Origin of the sequence: Thalassoglobus polymorphus, from assembly GCF_007744255.1 — a bacterium.
Classification (GTDB): domain Bacteria; phylum Planctomycetota; class Planctomycetia; order Planctomycetales; family Planctomycetaceae; genus Thalassoglobus; species Thalassoglobus polymorphus.
Genome location: NZ_CP036267.1, coordinates 1,545,941 through 1,562,516 on the forward strand (window position 1 = coordinate 1,545,941; position 16,576 = coordinate 1,562,516).

11 protein-coding genes and 1 tRNA gene are annotated in these 16,576 nt (G+C 50.6%); 6 read left to right on the plus strand and 6 right to left on the minus strand.

Annotated features, from left to right (window positions below; all coding sequences use genetic code 11):
• Position 1: 1 nt before the first annotated feature.
• Together Mal48_RS05770 and Mal48_RS05775 are read right to left on the minus strand one after the other, a co-directional pair.
• Positions 2-232: a hypothetical protein gene (locus tag Mal48_RS05770; RefSeq protein ID WP_145196999.1), complete on the minus strand. Its 231-nt coding sequence runs from the start codon at positions 230-232 to the stop codon at positions 2-4.
• 120 nt (positions 233-352) lie between these two features.
• On the minus strand, positions 353-1,684 hold the full coding sequence (locus Mal48_RS05775; RefSeq protein WP_145197001.1) for a hypothetical protein: 1,332 nt from the start codon (positions 1,682-1,684) through the stop codon (positions 353-355).
• 160 nt (positions 1,685-1,844) lie between these two features.
• Here Mal48_RS05775 and Mal48_RS05780 point away from each other — a divergent pair, with 160 nt between their 5' ends.
• Positions 1,845-3,326 (plus strand): tyrosine-type recombinase/integrase, encoded by a 1,482-nt coding sequence (locus Mal48_RS05780; RefSeq protein ID WP_145197003.1) that lies wholly within the window; start codon positions 1,845-1,847, stop codon positions 3,324-3,326.
• Here Mal48_RS05780 and Mal48_RS05785 read toward each other — a convergent pair.
• A complete protein-coding gene (locus Mal48_RS05785) occupies positions 3,323-4,684 on the minus strand; it encodes a tyrosine-type recombinase/integrase (protein ID WP_145197005.1) in 1,362 nt (453 codons plus the stop codon). The genes Mal48_RS05780 and Mal48_RS05785 overlap by 4 nt on opposite strands.
• Positions 4,685-5,296: 612 nt before the next feature.
• Positions 5,297-5,381 (minus strand) — tRNA-Ser (locus Mal48_RS05790).
• 856 nt (positions 5,382-6,237) lie between these two features.
• Between Mal48_RS05790 and lpdA the strand changes: the two genes are divergently transcribed.
• Entirely contained in the window at positions 6,238-7,662 is a 1,425-nt protein-coding gene (gene lpdA, locus Mal48_RS05795; protein ID WP_145197007.1) for a dihydrolipoyl dehydrogenase, read from the plus strand.
• Between the two features lie 150 nt (positions 7,663-7,812).
• On the opposite strand, the gene Mal48_RS05800 is transcribed toward lpdA, so the two are convergent.
• Positions 7,813-8,061: a carbon storage regulator gene (locus Mal48_RS05800; protein WP_145197009.1), complete on the minus strand. Its 249-nt coding sequence runs from the start codon at positions 8,059-8,061 to the stop codon at positions 7,813-7,815.
• A gap of 854 nt (positions 8,062-8,915) precedes the next feature.
• Between Mal48_RS05800 and dnaK the strand changes: the two genes are divergently transcribed.
• Entirely contained in the window at positions 8,916-10,823 is a 1,908-nt protein-coding gene (gene dnaK / locus Mal48_RS05805; RefSeq protein ID WP_145197011.1) for a molecular chaperone DnaK, read from the plus strand.
• A gap of 315 nt (positions 10,824-11,138) precedes the next feature.
• Here dnaK and Mal48_RS05810 read toward each other — a convergent pair whose 3' ends face one another.
• Positions 11,139-11,855 carry a family 16 glycoside hydrolase gene (locus Mal48_RS05810; RefSeq protein ID WP_145197013.1) on the minus strand — a complete coding sequence of 239 codons (717 nt, stop codon included), beginning with the start codon at positions 11,853-11,855 and terminating at the stop codon, positions 11,139-11,141.
• A gap of 326 nt (positions 11,856-12,181) precedes the next feature.
• Here Mal48_RS05810 and Mal48_RS05815 point away from each other — a divergent pair, with 326 nt between their 5' ends.
• From Mal48_RS05815 to Mal48_RS05825, 3 genes are all read left to right on the plus strand, one after another.
• On the plus strand, positions 12,182-13,582 hold the full coding sequence (locus Mal48_RS05815; RefSeq protein ID WP_145197015.1) for a hypothetical protein: 1,401 nt from the start codon (positions 12,182-12,184) through the stop codon (positions 13,580-13,582).
• Between the two features lie 144 nt (positions 13,583-13,726).
• Positions 13,727-15,094 carry a hypothetical protein gene (locus tag Mal48_RS05820; protein ID WP_197442091.1) on the plus strand — a complete coding sequence of 456 codons (1,368 nt, stop codon included), beginning with the start codon at positions 13,727-13,729 and terminating at the stop codon, positions 15,092-15,094.
• A gap of 150 nt (positions 15,095-15,244) precedes the next feature.
• Complete coding sequence (locus Mal48_RS05825) at positions 15,245-16,207, plus strand: DnaJ domain-containing protein (RefSeq protein WP_197442092.1); 963 nt, start codon at positions 15,245-15,247, stop codon at positions 16,205-16,207.
• Positions 16,208-16,576: the final 369 nt, after the last annotated feature.

A 16,576-nucleotide genomic window follows, 5' to 3' on the forward strand; every position in this document is an offset into this window, starting at 1 on the left:
CTCACGCAAGACGATTGTTGTGCCGATGAATTTCTACCGCAATTTGCTTGGCGAAGAGATCCAACAGGCTGTTGCGGCGATGCTGTCTGACGAGGTTGGCCAACCGAGTCTGTGATTCGATATCGATCTCTGTAGGGAATGGATGTTCTCCATTTGCAATCAGTTGCGAGAGTTTCTGAAGATCGACGGAACTGGTCGATTGACCATCGTGCTCAGACCTGTCGTCACTCAAATAAAATTGTTCAGGAATCAGAGGCTCCTTTCATAAAAAAGAGCCGGTGTCTCCACTGGCTCAAATAATAAAATGCATCGATCACGCTCCGATCACGCAGAGCGAACTTTTTGTAGAATCTTACGTTTGTGCCGTGCTGGTCTTTTGGGAAGCCAAGACAACGACATCATTATCGCGGAGATCAAGATAGTATCCTTCACCATTGTGTTTAATTGTCCTGGCCAGCTCTTGAGGAAGCCGTTTGCGAAGCCGGTCCACCATGGAGGCAAGTGCTGAATCCGATGTAGATTCGGCGGCATCCAGATCGTTACCGATCACAGTGCGTTTTGTTGTCACGCGCTCCGCAACCAAACGCAGGAATTCAAATTGTTTTCTCGAAACAGTAATAGAATCTGCTTTCCAGTAGACAAGACGTTCGTTGCAATTGACCACCAAACTTCGCGAAGCAATCAGCCTCTCAAACTCAGCTTCAGATGATCCCTCCAACACATACAAGTTTTGAAGACTCGTCAGGTGGGTTGCAATTCGGTCATGGATCTCGGGACCGCGTAAGCTTCTCATTCTCGCATTGATTTCGCTAGCACCCCGTTCTACATTTTGTGAATCGAGTCCCAACCAACCGACATCTGCATTGCCATTCATTGCAACGTAGAGTTGCGTCAATGCGATACAGGCGTCCGTGAGATGTTTGTTTTGGAAGTTTTCGAGAGCGTACCGGATCGCGTCGTAATCTGTTTCATACTGTCGATGGGCATCCTCCACTTTTGCCCAGAGCGGTTTGCCAAGTTTGTGTCCAATCGTCAGGAAGAAGTCTTTAGATTCTGAAAAGAGCTTTCGTGACGGGCGAATTCGCTCCCACATGCTGCGGACGATGAAGTTGCCGATTGGCAACAACCTCGGATTGAGGGAAACAATTGCATCAGCCCAGCAAATCGCAATTCCGTTTTCAACAGAACTCACTTTTGGTTGTGTTCCGAAATAGTCTTGAACGTTGACCAGGTCATCCCATGGACGCAAAGCAAAACGTTTTAACTGCCTGAGGTGATCCTCAATCGGATCCCATAAACTCGTCTCGTCCGTGGCTGTGTCAGACGTGCCGTCAGTTGAGAATGTTCCCGACGTGACTTGATCCAATGGGGGGAATTCATTTTGCAAAGCTGTCAAAATTTCATCGAGTTCGATGGTTTCCAGAATTGCCTGGGCGCAGTCAACGAGCGAACGGTCCACCTGCTCGATGAGTCTACGCAATTCCGTTTTCGCACCTGCTTGGAGTTCTGTGATCGGCCAACTGGCATAGCGGCGGAATCGGGGTCGGCGGGAATATTCATCCAAGACGGGAGCAACGTCTTCTTCGTACCAGACGGCCAGCCGACTAAATGAATCGTCGTCGAACCTTGAGCGATCGGGAGACGTTTCCTGATACTGACGAATCGCAAAATCAAGTTGCTTCATAGCTGCCCTCTTTAACTGTTGTCATATTATCGCATGTACCATATAGCCCATGATTTTACCTGCGTGATCGCAGCGTGATTGGCACGTTTTAGGCTTTAGTTTCCACTGCCGGGATGGTCTCGGCTCAGCAGATCGCTGGAAATATGCCCATAATCTTCCGATGCCAGAACTGGCCGCGTCAAGCCCGAAACATGATTCTGTACAGTCTTCGTCACCTGACTCGCAGCTTCAATCATCAGCTTCCACCTGGAAAATCTATCGTCCCAAGCATCGCTGGGAGCGTATTGAGAATTTTCCAGTCGGGATCAATCCGCCCCAGAAGGTTCGAATTTACAGTCAGAGTGATTATTACCGACTGCAATGGTGGGAACCATCCGCAAAGCGAAACCTGACGGATCGCGTGAATGGCGATCTGGTAGCCGCCATCATGCGCGCCCGTGAGATCGAAGAGCGCCTGACCAATGCGCGCTCATCAGGATTGGGCCTCGCGAAACTCACGCTGCAACACTTGCACACGCGATACGTGGCGATGCTTCGTGGCCGAAGCGATGCTGACGAGATCAGTCCCAAAACACTGAGCCGATACTCCTCCGCGCTGAATCACTTCCTGGAATTCGTTTCCCAGGTTGAATTTCAACATCAGTATCGATTCGCTGCAAGTATCGACCAGCCGTTCGTGCTCTCCTTCAAAGCGTTTCTGAGCAACCTGAAGGTTCCCCCCAACGGACATCCCAATGCGACACCGCGACCTTTGAAATCTGTCGGATATGTTTTAGGCGTCGTCCGAGGGATGTTCAGTTGGGGAATCAGCGAGCAGAGCGGACCATTACTGCCGATCGAGTTCCGCAATCCGTTTCAGGGAAACATGACCACACGAGCTGACCGCCGAGCGAAAGATCTCTTTGGTGATCCAGATGTCACTATCGAAATGGCTTGCAAGTTCCTTCAAAATTGTGATGACTATCAACTTCGCTTGTTCGCACCGATCATTTTATTTGGCTTGCGAGCCAGCGAACCGTGCCTGATCTTTCAAGAGGATCTTGACGGCGAATGGCTCCGTGTCATCGGGCGTCCAGAATTAGGGTATGACACCAAAGGGTTGCGTGACAAACGATTGCCGATGTCTCCGGAGCTTTATGAACTGTTGACCGCTCTTCGTATCGAACAGTCATGTCTGCTGCTGACAAGACGATCGGTCTTCGAGGGCCAATACAAGATCAAGGAACCAGTATTGTCGGCTGCCGAATTGGCGATGCGCTACCAGAGTCTGTGTGATAGCGAACGAATTTCATCCGCGAAGGTTCGCTCACGCTTCTTACGACAGCTCGTCCAAGAGGCGGGTGGTCTCGACTACGATCACATTGACCGAGAGTTTAGAACAGTGGCAGCGCAGCTGAGTTGGCCGAAAGAAGCGACGCTCAAGGACTTTCGGCATCTGTTCAGTACGTCCTTGGAGAATGCAGGAGTCCCGCTCTTCTACCGCCGCTATCTGATGGGGCAGTCGCCTGGTACGTCCCCGGTCACGACGTACACGCACTTGAATCAATTGCGCGAGCAACATCAACGCGCTGTCGAGTCGACGCTGGCTCCGCTCTACCAAGCGTTTCGAGAGCGTGTTTCTGATCTGGGCGAGAATCGTTAGCCTCCTCGATTCTTCAGCCATTCTTCGGCAATCGCAATGGCGGGAAGCTCCTTCAACGCTCGCTCCAACTGTTCGCGCATTGTTGCAGGTCGTGTGTGCGTGTACGTCGCTGTCATGCCGAGCGGATTCGAACGTGATGTGGCATTCGTTGAATGTCCCATCAGTTCATTGCGAATGAGCGGATCGACCCGTCGCTCTTGCAGTGTCGTGGCGAACATGTGACGGAGCATCTTCGGACTGGTGAAGCCCTTCAGATCAGCCTTGTTACAAATCTGAATGAAGCTGGTACGGAGATAATCCGATTTGACCAAGCCGATATCGCGCCAGATGGTCTGACACACCTGTTGCCGCTGAACCCGTGAAAGCTGCTTCTCCAATTGAGCCTCTCTCTGATTGACACGTGACTGGAGCACTTTCTCCAATGCGTCGATTGAACTTCCTGCAAGGGCTGGCTGTTGTGACATTGTAAAACGTCGTCTCTGAAACAATGTTCCCGATTGACGATTGAGTGTACTCGACGCGATGACTCGATAAAGCACCGGATGGAGCGGTATCATTCGTTCCCGCCGAGTCTTCACCTGCCAACCGAGCTGAGGTCGGTTGCGAATAACGATTGCCCGCAGTTCCTCGTGGATGTCATCGGGCCAGAGAAGGTGGGACAGTTCTCCCGGCCGCAGTCCGGTCAGCATCAGTGTTACAAAGATTGGAAACTGCCAATCGTCTGCTGCCAACAGAAACAGCCTCTCTTGCTCGGCATCGAACAATTCGATGGGCTTTGAGTCTTCTGTCGGGATCTTATCGAGCTGCAAAGCCTTGAATGGATTGTCCGCATAGGGAGGGAGATGACGCCGCTGGGCTGCGAAATGAAACATCGAGCGGCAGACCTCAAGAATGTATCGCAGCCCTTTATCTCGCAGTGGTCGCTTATCAGAATTTGGATGGCCATTTGGTGAAACGCTGATGCTCCTCAAATGCTTGACGAACTGCTCCGCATGTTCCACACGAAACTGACCAGTCGAACCAGGCACTCGGGAACCATTCACGAATGCAATTAGATGGTTCGTCGCACTGCGGTAACGAGCGATGGTTTTCAAAGATGATCTCGCCACCGTCTCATGGTGGTCTAGCCACCGCTCCTGGAGTTCCGCAATTTTGATTGACTGAAACGAAGAGGAGACGGGTGCACCGTTCTCGAGTTGTGAATTGATCTCAGCTGCGTGGCGACGAGCTTCGTCGAGGTCCGAACCGATTCGCGGACGGTGTCGTTGCCCCTGATCGTAGTACGTGAGATACCAGACTTTTCCACGCCGGTCGCCACGCACACGACCGACGCGGAATGATTTCGATTGCTTGACCATAGGCGTACCTTTCTTGAGATTTAATTGGGGGACATATTGGATCTAGCGGCAATGACTTGGTGTGCCGTCATTAAACGCGCCTGTCCCGCAGAGATTTGTGAAACGGTTGTCCTGCTCGTGGAATTACCGACCGGTCATTCGAAAGATATGCGCTTCGCATGACAAACCTTTCCGCAAAGGAGGCCTCGCAAAGTCGCTTTATCAATGCGGCGTTCGCATTGTCAGCCGCAATCTGTGCATGCTGCAGTCCAGCCCCGACAGAAAACCCTCTCAAAAATGCTGGTTTCAATCTTGAATCGTCCTGACTCAGATCGCCAAAAAAGCCCGTAAAAATTCAACGAAGCGACCGCATCAGAAGGGGGGGAGCGGAGGCTCAGGAAATCGTTGCAATAGCGATCACAAGCTGTCGAAGAGAGAGGCGAGTCTGACGTCGCCAGAGCCTCGTAACACCTTCAGGAAAACGCAACGTGAACGGTCACCAAAGGACGGAGCGGAGAACATTTCTGCCACAAAACGCCACAAATTCCGCCACAAACGTCGAGAATTGACCAGCCCGGAAAAAAGCAAATGCCTGCATACCAATCACTTATGGCATGCAGGCATGTTGTAGAGCGGAGAGAGGGGGATTCGAACCCCCGGTGAGTTTCCCCACACTGGTTTTCGAAACCAGCACAATCGGCCACTCTGTCACCTCTCCGTGCGACGCAAAATAGAGAGTTTGAGAGGGAGCGTCAAATGTTCGCATTTGAAGAGTTGGTCGGGAGGGCGAGAAGCAGGCTCGGAAACGCCGATAATGCCTGTCTTTCCGGTGATTTTCGAGGTTAGCTGTGATCGGAGAGTCTGTTGGTCGCCACGCTTTGGGCAGGCTCGCAGCAGCATTAATTCAGCGGCGCTCAATAAAACATTTTACGGCTCGGGGGCAGTTGAGAATTCGAATGTCAGGATTCAATGCTCTTGACGACAAAATGCTCGCTCGGATTCCCGGGAAACTGTTTCTGTAGCAACTGGTTTCTTCAATTGAACTGCGGCTGTCCACTTCCCGATTTGGCGTTCGGGAAGTGACTCGTCGTAAACAGCAATTTCACTCGTGAAACTCGCTTGCATGGAGGCACGGTTGAGCAAGCTGCTCTAAGTTGGGCGAGATCGGAGAGTATTCACTTTTGAATCTTGAGGAGCGCGGGCCAACTTCGCAATGCCAGCGAAGGGAGGGGCAGCAAAGCACGGAAGAGGATTCCGCGGTGAAAAGAGAGGGATGCAACATCGAATGTTGATCTGTTGGGGGGCGAAGGCAATAAAGAGGTGATTCAGTGGTTGACATCAAACGGCACTGATCAATTTTCCGATGGAATTCCAATGCAAGGCCGATCGACATGCTTGGAGTCCTTCCCCGAACAGGGACAATTCTTTATCGTGGCGAGACAAACTTAGATTTTGAAAACAGAGCCTCACGCAGAATCGTCTACGTTTGGCTTGTGCGCAATAAACCAAAGAAGGCGTCTCGAGCGATCATCGAAATAATCGTCTTCGAAAGAAAGTTTTGCAGGAACAAAAAAATGGCAAACGAACCGACTCATGCGGAACTGGTCGTCATCGGTGGTGGTCCCGGAGGATATCCGGCAGCTTTTGAAGCAGCCGATCAGGGAATGGATGTTGTACTCATTGACCAGGACCCGAGGTTGGGGGGAGTCTGCTTGAATCGTGGGTGTATTCCTTCGAAGGCATTGCTGCATCTCGCTAAACTGATCCATGAAGCAGAAGAGTCGAAAGATTGGGGAATCACATTTTGCGAACCGGTTATCGATCTGGATAAGGTCAGAGAATTCAAAGATTCCGTTGTGGGAAAATTGACCGGCGGAATCAAACAGCTCTGCGACGCTCGAGGAGTGACATTGGTTCAAGCCCGTGGCGAACTCGTGGATTCCTCGACCGTGAAGCTCACTAAGGAAGATGGTTCCAGCAGCACGATGACTTTTGAGCACTGCATCGTCGCGGTTGGATCGCGGCCGACGCTTCCAAAGTTTTTGGATATCGGCGATGACCGGGTAATGACATCGACGGAAGCACTGAACCTCCCGGACATTCCAGAGCGACTTTTGGTGATCGGTGGAGGTTACATCGGATTGGAGATGGGGTCTGTTTACTCAGCTTTGGGGTCGAAAGTCTCAGTCGTCGAGATGATGCCCGACATTCTCATGGGGGCTGATCGTGATCTCGTTCGACCATTGCGGAAACGACTCGATAGTCAATTCGAAGCGATTTACACGAACACAAAGCTGAACTCAATTCAAGCAACCAGTGACGGGATTGTTGCCGAACTGGAAGGGGAGGGTGTTGACTCTCCGCAGACGTTTGATCGCGTGTTGGTTTCCGTCGGTCGCTTGCCGAATGGTCATGGAGTCGGCATCGAAAACACAAAAGCCAAAGTCACAGAACGGGGCTTTATCGAAGTCGACCGAAACATGCGGACCGCCGACCCGAAAATTCTGGCAGTTGGTGACGTTGCTGGCGAACCGATGCTTGCACATAAAGCGACTCGGGAAGCCAAGGTCGCTGTCGAAACGTTACGGGGTGAACCGGCCATGTTCGACAACATCGCCATTCCGGCTGTTGTCTTTACAGACCCGGAAGTTGCCTGGTGTGGCCTGACCGAAACGGAGGCGAAAGAACGTGGGCAAAAAGTGAATGTTGTTCGCTTCCCATGGGCAGCCTCTGGACGGGCTCAAACCATTGGTCGAACTGAAGGATTGACGAAAATGCTTGTCGATCCGGAAACCGAACGCATCTTAGGCGTCGGAATTGTCGGTCCCGGAGCAGGGGAACTTATCGCTGAGGGAGTGCTCGCTGTCGAAACGGCAGCTGTTGCCAGGGATCTCGCAGAAAGTATCCATGCTCACCCGACTCTCTCCGAAACCATAATGGAGTCGGCTGAGGCCAGCTTTGCTCAAGCAACACATGTTTATCGCCCGAAGCGAAAGTGATCGAATCGGTCATCCTCGAAGCATAACGAGTTTCGGGCGCAACATTGATGAAGAGTCATGTTGTTCCCGAATAAGTGCAGGCACTCAAGGTGGTTTGCTCTACGGTGACCCCCAAGCAGAACGTGAATACCACTTCGAGAAATGTTGTCGTTACGCAAGTGCACTCATGTTGGAATGTGAATCGGTTTGCGAACGACGTCGAAATTTTTCATCCCGAACTGGAGCACCGTTTGTCTGCTGCTGTTCGATTTGTTCAGCGACCTCGGCTCGGAGTATTCGCATGATTTTGGGAGCGTCGATGCAAAGTTTGACTCGGTTTCCAGAAATCTCAGAGACTTTAATGAAGATGTCGTCTCCGATGTGGATTGCTTCTCCAGGCTTTCTAGTTAGAACTAACACAACTTCTCTCCTTAGAATAGGTAGGAGCTAATCCGAATACTTGAGGATGATTTCTCAGGCTTTGAGCAAATTCTTCCTGACAGTTTGTTTCCGAACAGGCTCCAAAGGTTTTCACCTTTTGGTTAATAACTGTTGAGTGCCGACTCCGCCGACAGATTTTTGCTCAACAAGTTGTTCTCGCAATCTATAGAGACTTTAGCAAAACATGGGCCGAAGGCAAATTTTTATAAAGAATACAAACACCAGAAATCCACTCAAGTTTCGACATGAGATGGTTTTTCATGCCGTTTTATCATGAATGATAATTTTTTTGTCAGGCTGAGGATTTTAAGATGTCTCGTCGATTGAACCAACTTGGTTGCTGAGCCTCCAGAATGGTCGTTTTTTGTTCAGGATTTGATCGCTGCAATCTGCAGCATGTTTCATCAAAACTGCAATAATGAGCTGTTTTGAAGCACAGCATCGATTCTGAACTGCAATTCTGACAGCCATTTTGTCAAACTGGCGGTGACGCCCCTGTGCCAAACTGGCAGTGCCAGTTTACGTCGCATGCTTTGCAAGTGCTTTTGGTAATATGAGTTACGTCAAAAATTGGGGACTTCAAATTCTTGGCGCGCTGTTTGCCTATTCCTGATACCAGTCGTCAATCGGACGTTTGTATCAAGCTCTCTGAGTACAGTGTGAATACACTCTTTGGGTAAACCGCAAATTGGGTAAGCCAAGAAGGTTGCTGGAATCAAACCTGCTCGCCACATGAGAGAATTTGGGGGGCATATCAAGACCCTAAGCCTCCAGCCACACACTCAGTCAAACATCACACAAATCAACGAAACCACAGTTTTGGAGAGAATCACATGGCCGTGTCAGAAAAAGTCATTGGAATCGATTTGGGGACAACGAATTCGGTTGTCTCCGTTATGGATGGAGGCGAAGCGAAAGTGATCGCCAATCAGGAAGGGGCTCGGACAACTCCCAGTGTTGTCGCCTTCAATAATAAAGGAGAAGTTCTCGTTGGTGACCCGGCCAAGCGTCAGGCAGTGACCAATCCTGAAAACACAATTTACTCTGCAAAACGATTTATGGGGCGACGGCACAGCGAAGTGCAGTCCGAAGAGAAAATCGTCCCTTACAAAATTGTTGGCGGTGCCAGCGACTACGTGAAAATCGAAGTCAACGGGAAAGAGCAAACTCCACCTGAAATTTCGGCGAAGGTGTTGATGAAGCTCAAAGACGCAGCGGAGAGTTATCTCGGTCACCGCGTCAACAAAGCTGTCATTACTGTCCCGGCGTACTTTAACGATGCTCAACGACAAGCCACGAAAGATGCCGGACAAATAGCTGGCCTGGAAGTCGCTCGTATCATTAACGAGCCGACAGCGGCTGCGTTGGCGTATGGGCTCGAAAAGAAGCAGGACGAGAAAATCGCCGTCTTCGACCTGGGTGGGGGAACGTTCGACGTTTCGATCCTGGAAGTTGAAGAAGGGTCTGTTGAAGTGCTCGCCACAAATGGGGATACCCACCTGGGTGGTGACGACTTCGACGAAGAGCTGATTAATTTTGTCGCGGATGAGTTCAAAAAAGAGGGTGGGCTCGATCTTCGTGAGCATCCGATGTCGCTTCAGCGGTTGCGCGAAGCCTGCGAAAAAGCGAAAAAGGAACTTTCGACTCTACAAAGCACCGAGATCAACCTTCCGTTTATTCATGAAGCGAACCACTTGCAAATGACAATCGGTCGTTCGCAATTCGAACGCCTCATCGATCCTCTTGTCGAACGATGCCGCAAGCCCGTCGAGCAAGCACTCAAAGATGCGAAGCTCTCTCCGGGCGACATCGACGAAATTGTCCTTGTTGGTGGATCAACACGCGTTCCGCTCGTTATCGAGCTGGTCAAGAAAGTCTTCGGCGGGAAAGAACCTCACAAAGGTGTGAACCCTGATGAAGTTGTTTCAATCGGAGCAGCGATCCAAGGCGGAATCATCGCCGGGGACGTGAAAGACGTTGTGCTCCTCGATGTGACGCCACTGTCACTTGGAATTGAAACCGAGGGGGGCGTTATGACGGCTCTCGTCGAACGGAACACCACGATTCCCGTGACAAAATCGGAAGTCTTTTCGACTGCGGCGGACAATCAATCGGCAGTGACAGTCAGCGTCTTTCAGGGTGAACGCCCAATGGCACGCGACAACCGTTTGCTGGACCAGTTCAACCTCGAAGGGATCCCTGCGGCTCCTCGTGGAACGCCACAAATTGAAGTAACGTTCGACATCGATGTTAACGGAATCCTCAACGTCTTTGCGAAAGACAAGGGGACCGGGAAAGAGCATAAGGTTACCATCCAGCAATCGAGTGGTCTGTCGGAGGACGAGATCGAGAAAATGCGGAAGGATGCGGAATCGCATGCTGACGAAGACAAGAAACGCAAGGAACTTGCCGAAGTCCGCAACCAGGCATCCAACTTTGTGTACCAGACTGAGAAGACTCTCAAGGAACACGAAGACAAACTGGACGACGATTCCAAGACTGCTGTGAATGCAGCAATCGAGAAGGTGAAAGAAGCCGAGAAAGGGGAAGATCCTGCAGCGATCAAGTCTGCAATTGAAAACCTCGAACAGGCATCTCAAGCCTTGACCAAGCATATCTATGAAGCTGCAAACGCCGCCGGAGGTGGAGCTGAGGCTGATGGTGCTGCCGCTGATGGAACAGCCGAAGCGGCTGCTGCAGATGACGATGTGATCGATGCAGAATTCGAGAAGAAAGAGTAATTTAGAGCAAATCCAATGCTGGTCTTAACGTTCCGCCTCGCGACGAGCAGTCTATGAAGTCACGAAAGTGCTTTTCATGGGCACGACTCACATTGGAAGTGTTTTAGCGTAGCGAATATTCGCTCTCACTGACGGCTGTGAACTTCGAGTTCACAGCCGTTTTTTATTTCGGGAGCAGGTGAAACTCCCGATTGAAATCTTGACGGAACTGTACTCACATGCGTTACGCACAGTGGAGGTCATGGAATACAATGGGAAGGAATGCAAGGAGTGATGCGTCTCGATTTGCAGTCATCTCGCTGGCAGTAAAATTCTCTAATTCAGCCGTGTGACTTTGACATCATCAACCCAGGCAGATTTCCCGACTGCTAATCGCAACCGACTTTTCGTCAGGTGTCCAATTCCATTAGATTGGAATTTTCCAACGAATTTCTCGTCGATGGTTACCGACATCACATCGCCTTGAATGCTGACTTTCAACTGGTGCCACTGATTCGCTTTCAGGTCAACTTTGAAATACTTCGACTTCTTGTTGATGTCTCTCTTTTCGTCTTCAGAAAGTTGATTGGCGAGACGGCGCTCTCGATTTTTTAAATCCATTCGACCTGTCTTTAAGTCAACGATTTCGACTCGATTTGGTCGAATGCGTGTCATGCAAATATGCCCAGCATGAACGGACTTCTCTTTCATGTCGGCAATGTTGATTCCGAGATCATCGTTTTTTCCCAGCTTGAATCGTAGTTCAATCGTGGCATCCTTGAAGGCGACTTCATGAGTCACGGAGACACCGTGGTCTGCGACGTCGGCTCGCGTGATGTGCATCGCTCCATCGACGAGATCAACTTGTTTGACTCCCTTCGCCCGACTTTTGCTGTTCGTCCCCCAGCCATTTCCGACCTGCTCAAGTTGATCATCGGTTTCAGTCCGTTCGAAATGATCTTCCAGAATCACTTCTCCATGTGCATCGACAGCGAAGAGACTCGCAGGGAGAAAGAAGAGTGCCACGCCTGCGAGTGAAAAGAAAAGTTTCATCTTTGCGGACTTTCGTAAAGGGTGATTCAAACAAAACAAGTTCATCAAGGTACGATCTCAGATGAGAGTGTCAATCAAGAGGGCAGAATGAGGGACCTGTTTCACGTCGCGTGGTTCGCTTCTTATTCAATCAGCCGCTGGTCAACCTCCGATGAATTCTCGCGCGGCAGGAGACAGTCTGCATCAAGCGTGCTCCAAGTGTGCACCGATTATCGGAATTATGATTTCCGATGTGTGTCGCAACGCATTACATTGAGTTGCTACAATTTCCATCGAAAACCGCCCCCATCTTGTATGACCTTTACTCCGTATAAAAAGGCAAGTCCATGAACTCGTCCCCTGAAGTTTCTCGCCGTCAGTTTCTTGCGACCTCGACCAGTGCCGCGCTGGCAACTTCACTCGCTCCCAAATTTGCTCAGGCTGCTGAAGGTTCGGGAAATTTGCATGTTGGGACATTTCGCTTTGACGTCACCCCACCGATGGGGCACTCGCTGTGTGGCGGATGGATCAAGCCTGTGATGGCTGTGGATGATCCGCTGGAAGCCATCGGGTACGTTCTACTCGGTGCTGGCAAACCGATTGTTGTTTGCGTTGTTGATTGGACCGGTCTGTTAAATTCAGCTCACATTCAATGGCGACAAGCACTCGCCGATGCTGCAGGGACAACGATCGACCGAGTCACCGTTCACTGCGTGCATCAACACAATGCCCCCTTCGCCTGTTTGGATTCCGAAGAGATCATTCTCGAACAGGGAGACCTTCCGCATATCGTCGAGCTTGATTTCTACCGCAAGTGCCTCGACGCGGGGCGAAAGGCGGTCAAAAAAGCCCTCACTCAAACGACACCTGTCACCCATGTTGCCAGTGGACAAGCTGCGGTTCAAAAAGTCGCCGGGAATCGCCGGCTCATCGGGCTCAATGGAAAAGTCTTAACGCAACGTGGCAGCAGTTCGAAGAGTCCCGCTCATCAACAGTTCCCTGAAGGGCTCATCGACCCGATGCTGAAAACGGTCGCTTTCTACAATGGAGACAAAAAAATTGTCGCCAGCCATTACTACGCCTGCCACCCCATGAGTTACTACGGAGATGGTCGCGTCAGTTCGGACTTCTGTGGACTGGCTCGAAAAGAAAAGCAGAAACAAGAACCGGATTGCACTCACCTTTACTTCAACGGCTGTGGAGGAAACATTGGAGCCGGGAAGTACAACAACGGTTCGCACGAAATGCGGCCGATTCTGACAAAACGCATGTTGGACGGGATGATGGGAGCGGAGAAAGAACTCCAGTTACAGCCAATCGAAAGCGTGAAATGGGAGACCGAAGATATTCTGCCGCCGCTCAACCCTCTGTTCAACGAAGAAGTATTAATGAAGCAGATTTCCGACAAAAAACAACGTGTCGTCAATCGAAACCGCCCGTCCTACACAGTCGCATTCATTCGGCGGATTCACGCTCAAAAGCCGATCACGCTGAGCTCGCTGCATGTGAATGATGTCTCGCTGTTGCACCTGCCATCAGAGAGTTTCATCGAGTACCAGTTGCGAGCACAAGCGAGTGCACCGAATCGTTTTGTTGCGTGTGCCGCGTACGGAGACGGCGGTCCCTGGTACATTCCGACGGCCGACGCTTATCCCCAAGGCGGGTACGCTGTCAGCGTAGCCTGGTGTGCTCCTGAAATGGATCAAGTGCTCTCTGGCGGAATCCAAAGCTTGCTGTCTCGGGCGTAAGCGATCCGCTGGGAGTGAAGCTGTTGCTCAATGCTGTTTCTCAATAACTTCAAGTGTTTTCATCAAGGCAGGGGGCTGACCAATGTTGATTGGTCGCGAGACCTTTTCCTGCATTCTTACATGAGTTGACCGGAGCGATCATCAATGAAGAAATTCCTACAGTGCATGCTGGTAATAACCGTTGGTGCGTTCAGCAGCGGTGCTGGTGTTCATGCCGAAGATGGAAAGTTTCAAGTACAATCGAACTTGCAGGCAGGAGTAGCCAAAGTCGACATTACTCCCAGCGAAGTGAAAGACTTTGAAGTCGTTGGACATCGCCGTAAGGTGACCGGCGTTCGTGATCCTCTGCGGGCGGGTGTGCTGGTCCTCTCTGATGGAGAAACCAAAGCTGCCATTGTGACTCTCGATACCATTTTTGCCTGGACTGAATTTGTGCAAATCGTCCGCCCGCAAATCGAGAAAGCAACCGGCGTCCCAGCTGCAAACATTATGGTGACAGCTTCCCACAATCATTCGGGACCTGGGTTTGAAGCAGATTCCGAGTGGGGACGTGAGCTGGTTCAGAAAATCGTCGCTACTGCGAAAACTGCGAACTCCAACTTGCGACCGGTCAGCATTGGTTATGGGGAAGATCAGATCTCTTTTGGAATCAACCGGCGTAAAACGATCGATGGCCGAGCTGTCGTTCGCTTGAACCCCGATGGACCGAATGACCCACGCGTGAAAGTGCTGCGGTTTGATGATGGGGAGTCACTCACGCCGATGGCCGTGCTGATGCACGCAGTGTGTCATCCCTGTTTCTTCACCTGGGGAGACAAAGGAAGCAATCCTTATCCGAATGGGTATCCTAGAATGAGTGCCGACTTTCCGGGAGTCGCGCAGTCTTTTGTCGAAATGAGTTATGCCGGGAAAACCGACTCTCTATTTCTTCAGGGCTGTGCTGGAGACATCCGCCCGAATCTTCCTGGGTATCCGTATCGCTGTGCTGATGAAGCCGATATTCAGTGGGCTGGTCGAGATCTCGGAAGTGCCGTTGTGCGGACCTTGGCGAAGAATGTCACCAGAGAAAATCTCAAGAAGCGTGAAGAGTTTTACCCCATTCGAGTGGCGAATACGACAGTCTCTCTTCCGGGCAAAGAAGGGCGCATCGATGCTGAATTGCAAGCGATGAAAATCGGCCCTTACCTGTTGCTCACGATGCCAGGAGAACCGATGGTTGAGTACGGTTTTACGTTGGAAGAATCGATTGCTGATCGTGCAATCCCGATCATCATCGGCTATGCAAACGGGCACGTCGGTTACATCGCGACTGAAAAATCCTATGAGGTCGGTGGCTATGAACCGAACAGGTCGAGGCTACTCCCCGAAGCCGAAATCATGATTCTGACCGAACTCAGCATGCTGGCGGACCAAGTTGTCGGGGACGTTTTCGAATCATTCTCCAAACACCCTAAAGATGCCGAAAAGCGAGCCGCTGAAGAAAAAGCCAGGCTCAACAGCACATCGAAATAGCCACCAGTTTTGCGAAACAGCTCCTCAGGCTGGAGCGAACGAGTAGAGCGGAAGCGGCAACCTCTATGTTGCCGCTTCCGCAAACAAACGGCGGAGTTACCGGGACTGGCCCCAGAAATGCTGTAAAACTTAAATACAGGGGACATGTCCTTGCCCGCGACACTTCAGATAGTTTTGGGGCCAAGTTCAATGACTAGAAATGAAGCTCTTCGAGTTCTTGGATTAGATGAGGTTTTCACTTCAGAAGAATTGCGCCGAGCGTACAAGGATGAGTCCTTTGCTTGGCATCCCGATCGTTTTGCAGCTGGGACTAAGATGTACTCACGGGCTCAGGAAAAATTCAAAGCGATTAAACAGGCTTATGAAATACTCATTGACTGCTGTAACGGGAGTGAGCAGGAGGCAGATAAAAGCCCTGAGGTTATCCTTGCCGAAGATGTGACCTATCTCGGTGGCGATCCACGTCTTGATAGCTCGCATTTTTTTTTCATGAACAGGCGTTCTGGAAAAGCCATACTCAGTGACAGCGGTGTTGTGTTGGTTTTAAGAGATAAGAATGGTGCGTATCGAGAGATAGGATTTCGAGCAGACGAAATTATCGGTTCAATCTGGGGCAATGATCATCGGTGTTCTCAAAGAGCCAACCTAGATTTTGAAAGCTATCAGCCCAGCGATCATGCTTGCAGGAAAAATCAATTTGTCATTCAAGCAGTTGACCCGGATAAAATTCAGATGCTTATTGTGTCCCAACTGCAGTTCGACAATGAGTATCTCGCAAAACGATTCGCGATTCGCTTTTCGGATCTCTTTTGCCCTCGTAATGTGCGTGTCGAGTGGGATGCATACTGGGAGCCAAGACGAGTCGTAGAAGCAAATCTGAAATGGAGAGCGGCGCAGCGACAAAAGAAGCAGGCTGAAGAATTTCGACTGAAGCGAAGTCAAGCCGAGGCTAAAGCAAAAGCTGAGCGAGAAGCTTCTGAGCGTAAACGAAAAGAGCTAATTGAAACGACAATAGCGTCCTTGCAAGAGCGACTCCCGTCCCCCGAGATTATTGTTGTCGTGATAGTGGTAATGATGTTTGTCGCGTTTCTCATTATTTCCAACTTGTTCTAGTCGAAACTGGACTAACCCCAGTCCACTTCGATGCGATCCACAACTCTCAAGGAATCGCGCGCCCGTCAAGTTGATACCACTTCACAGTCCCAAACAGTGTACCTAAGAATTCACCGCAAAAAACGTCGACGTTCCTGGGTGAGTTATGACTCAGCGGTTGCCGCGTATGCAGCAGTTGGAAAATTCAATTCCGCCGTACGTTTGCAAGAGGTAGCAATCGACATTTGTTATTCCGATCATAAACTGGAAGCAGAAAAACGGCTTCTCAGTTATGAAGGATTGCATCCAGCCCGAAAGTTGAAATTCCAATTTAGTGATCTGGTGGAATAGGTTGCCATTCGCGTTGATTGGCCGGTAAACAGCGAGCTG

Coding starts and splice junctions, on each gene's coding strand:
- Mal48_RS05775 (WP_145197001.1), bottom strand. CDS start 1,684: ATGAAGCAACTTGATTTTGCGATTCGTCAGTATCAGGAAACGTCTCCC.
- Mal48_RS05780 (WP_145197003.1), top strand. CDS start 1,845: ATGCCAGAACTGGCCGCGTCAAGCCCGAAACATGATTCTGTACAGTCT.
- Mal48_RS05785 (WP_145197005.1), bottom strand. CDS start 4,684: ATGGTCAAGCAATCGAAATCATTCCGCGTCGGTCGTGTGCGTGGCGAC.
- lpdA (WP_145197007.1), top strand. CDS start 6,238: ATGGCAAACGAACCGACTCATGCGGAACTGGTCGTCATCGGTGGTGGT.
- dnaK (WP_145197011.1), top strand. CDS start 8,916: ATGGCCGTGTCAGAAAAAGTCATTGGAATCGATTTGGGGACAACGAAT.
- Mal48_RS05810 (WP_145197013.1), bottom strand. CDS start 11,855: ATGAAACTTTTCTTTTCACTCGCAGGCGTGGCACTCTTCTTTCTCCCT.
- Mal48_RS05815 (WP_145197015.1), top strand. CDS start 12,182: ATGAACTCGTCCCCTGAAGTTTCTCGCCGTCAGTTTCTTGCGACCTCG.
- Mal48_RS05820 (WP_197442091.1), top strand. CDS start 13,727: ATGAAGAAATTCCTACAGTGCATGCTGGTAATAACCGTTGGTGCGTTC.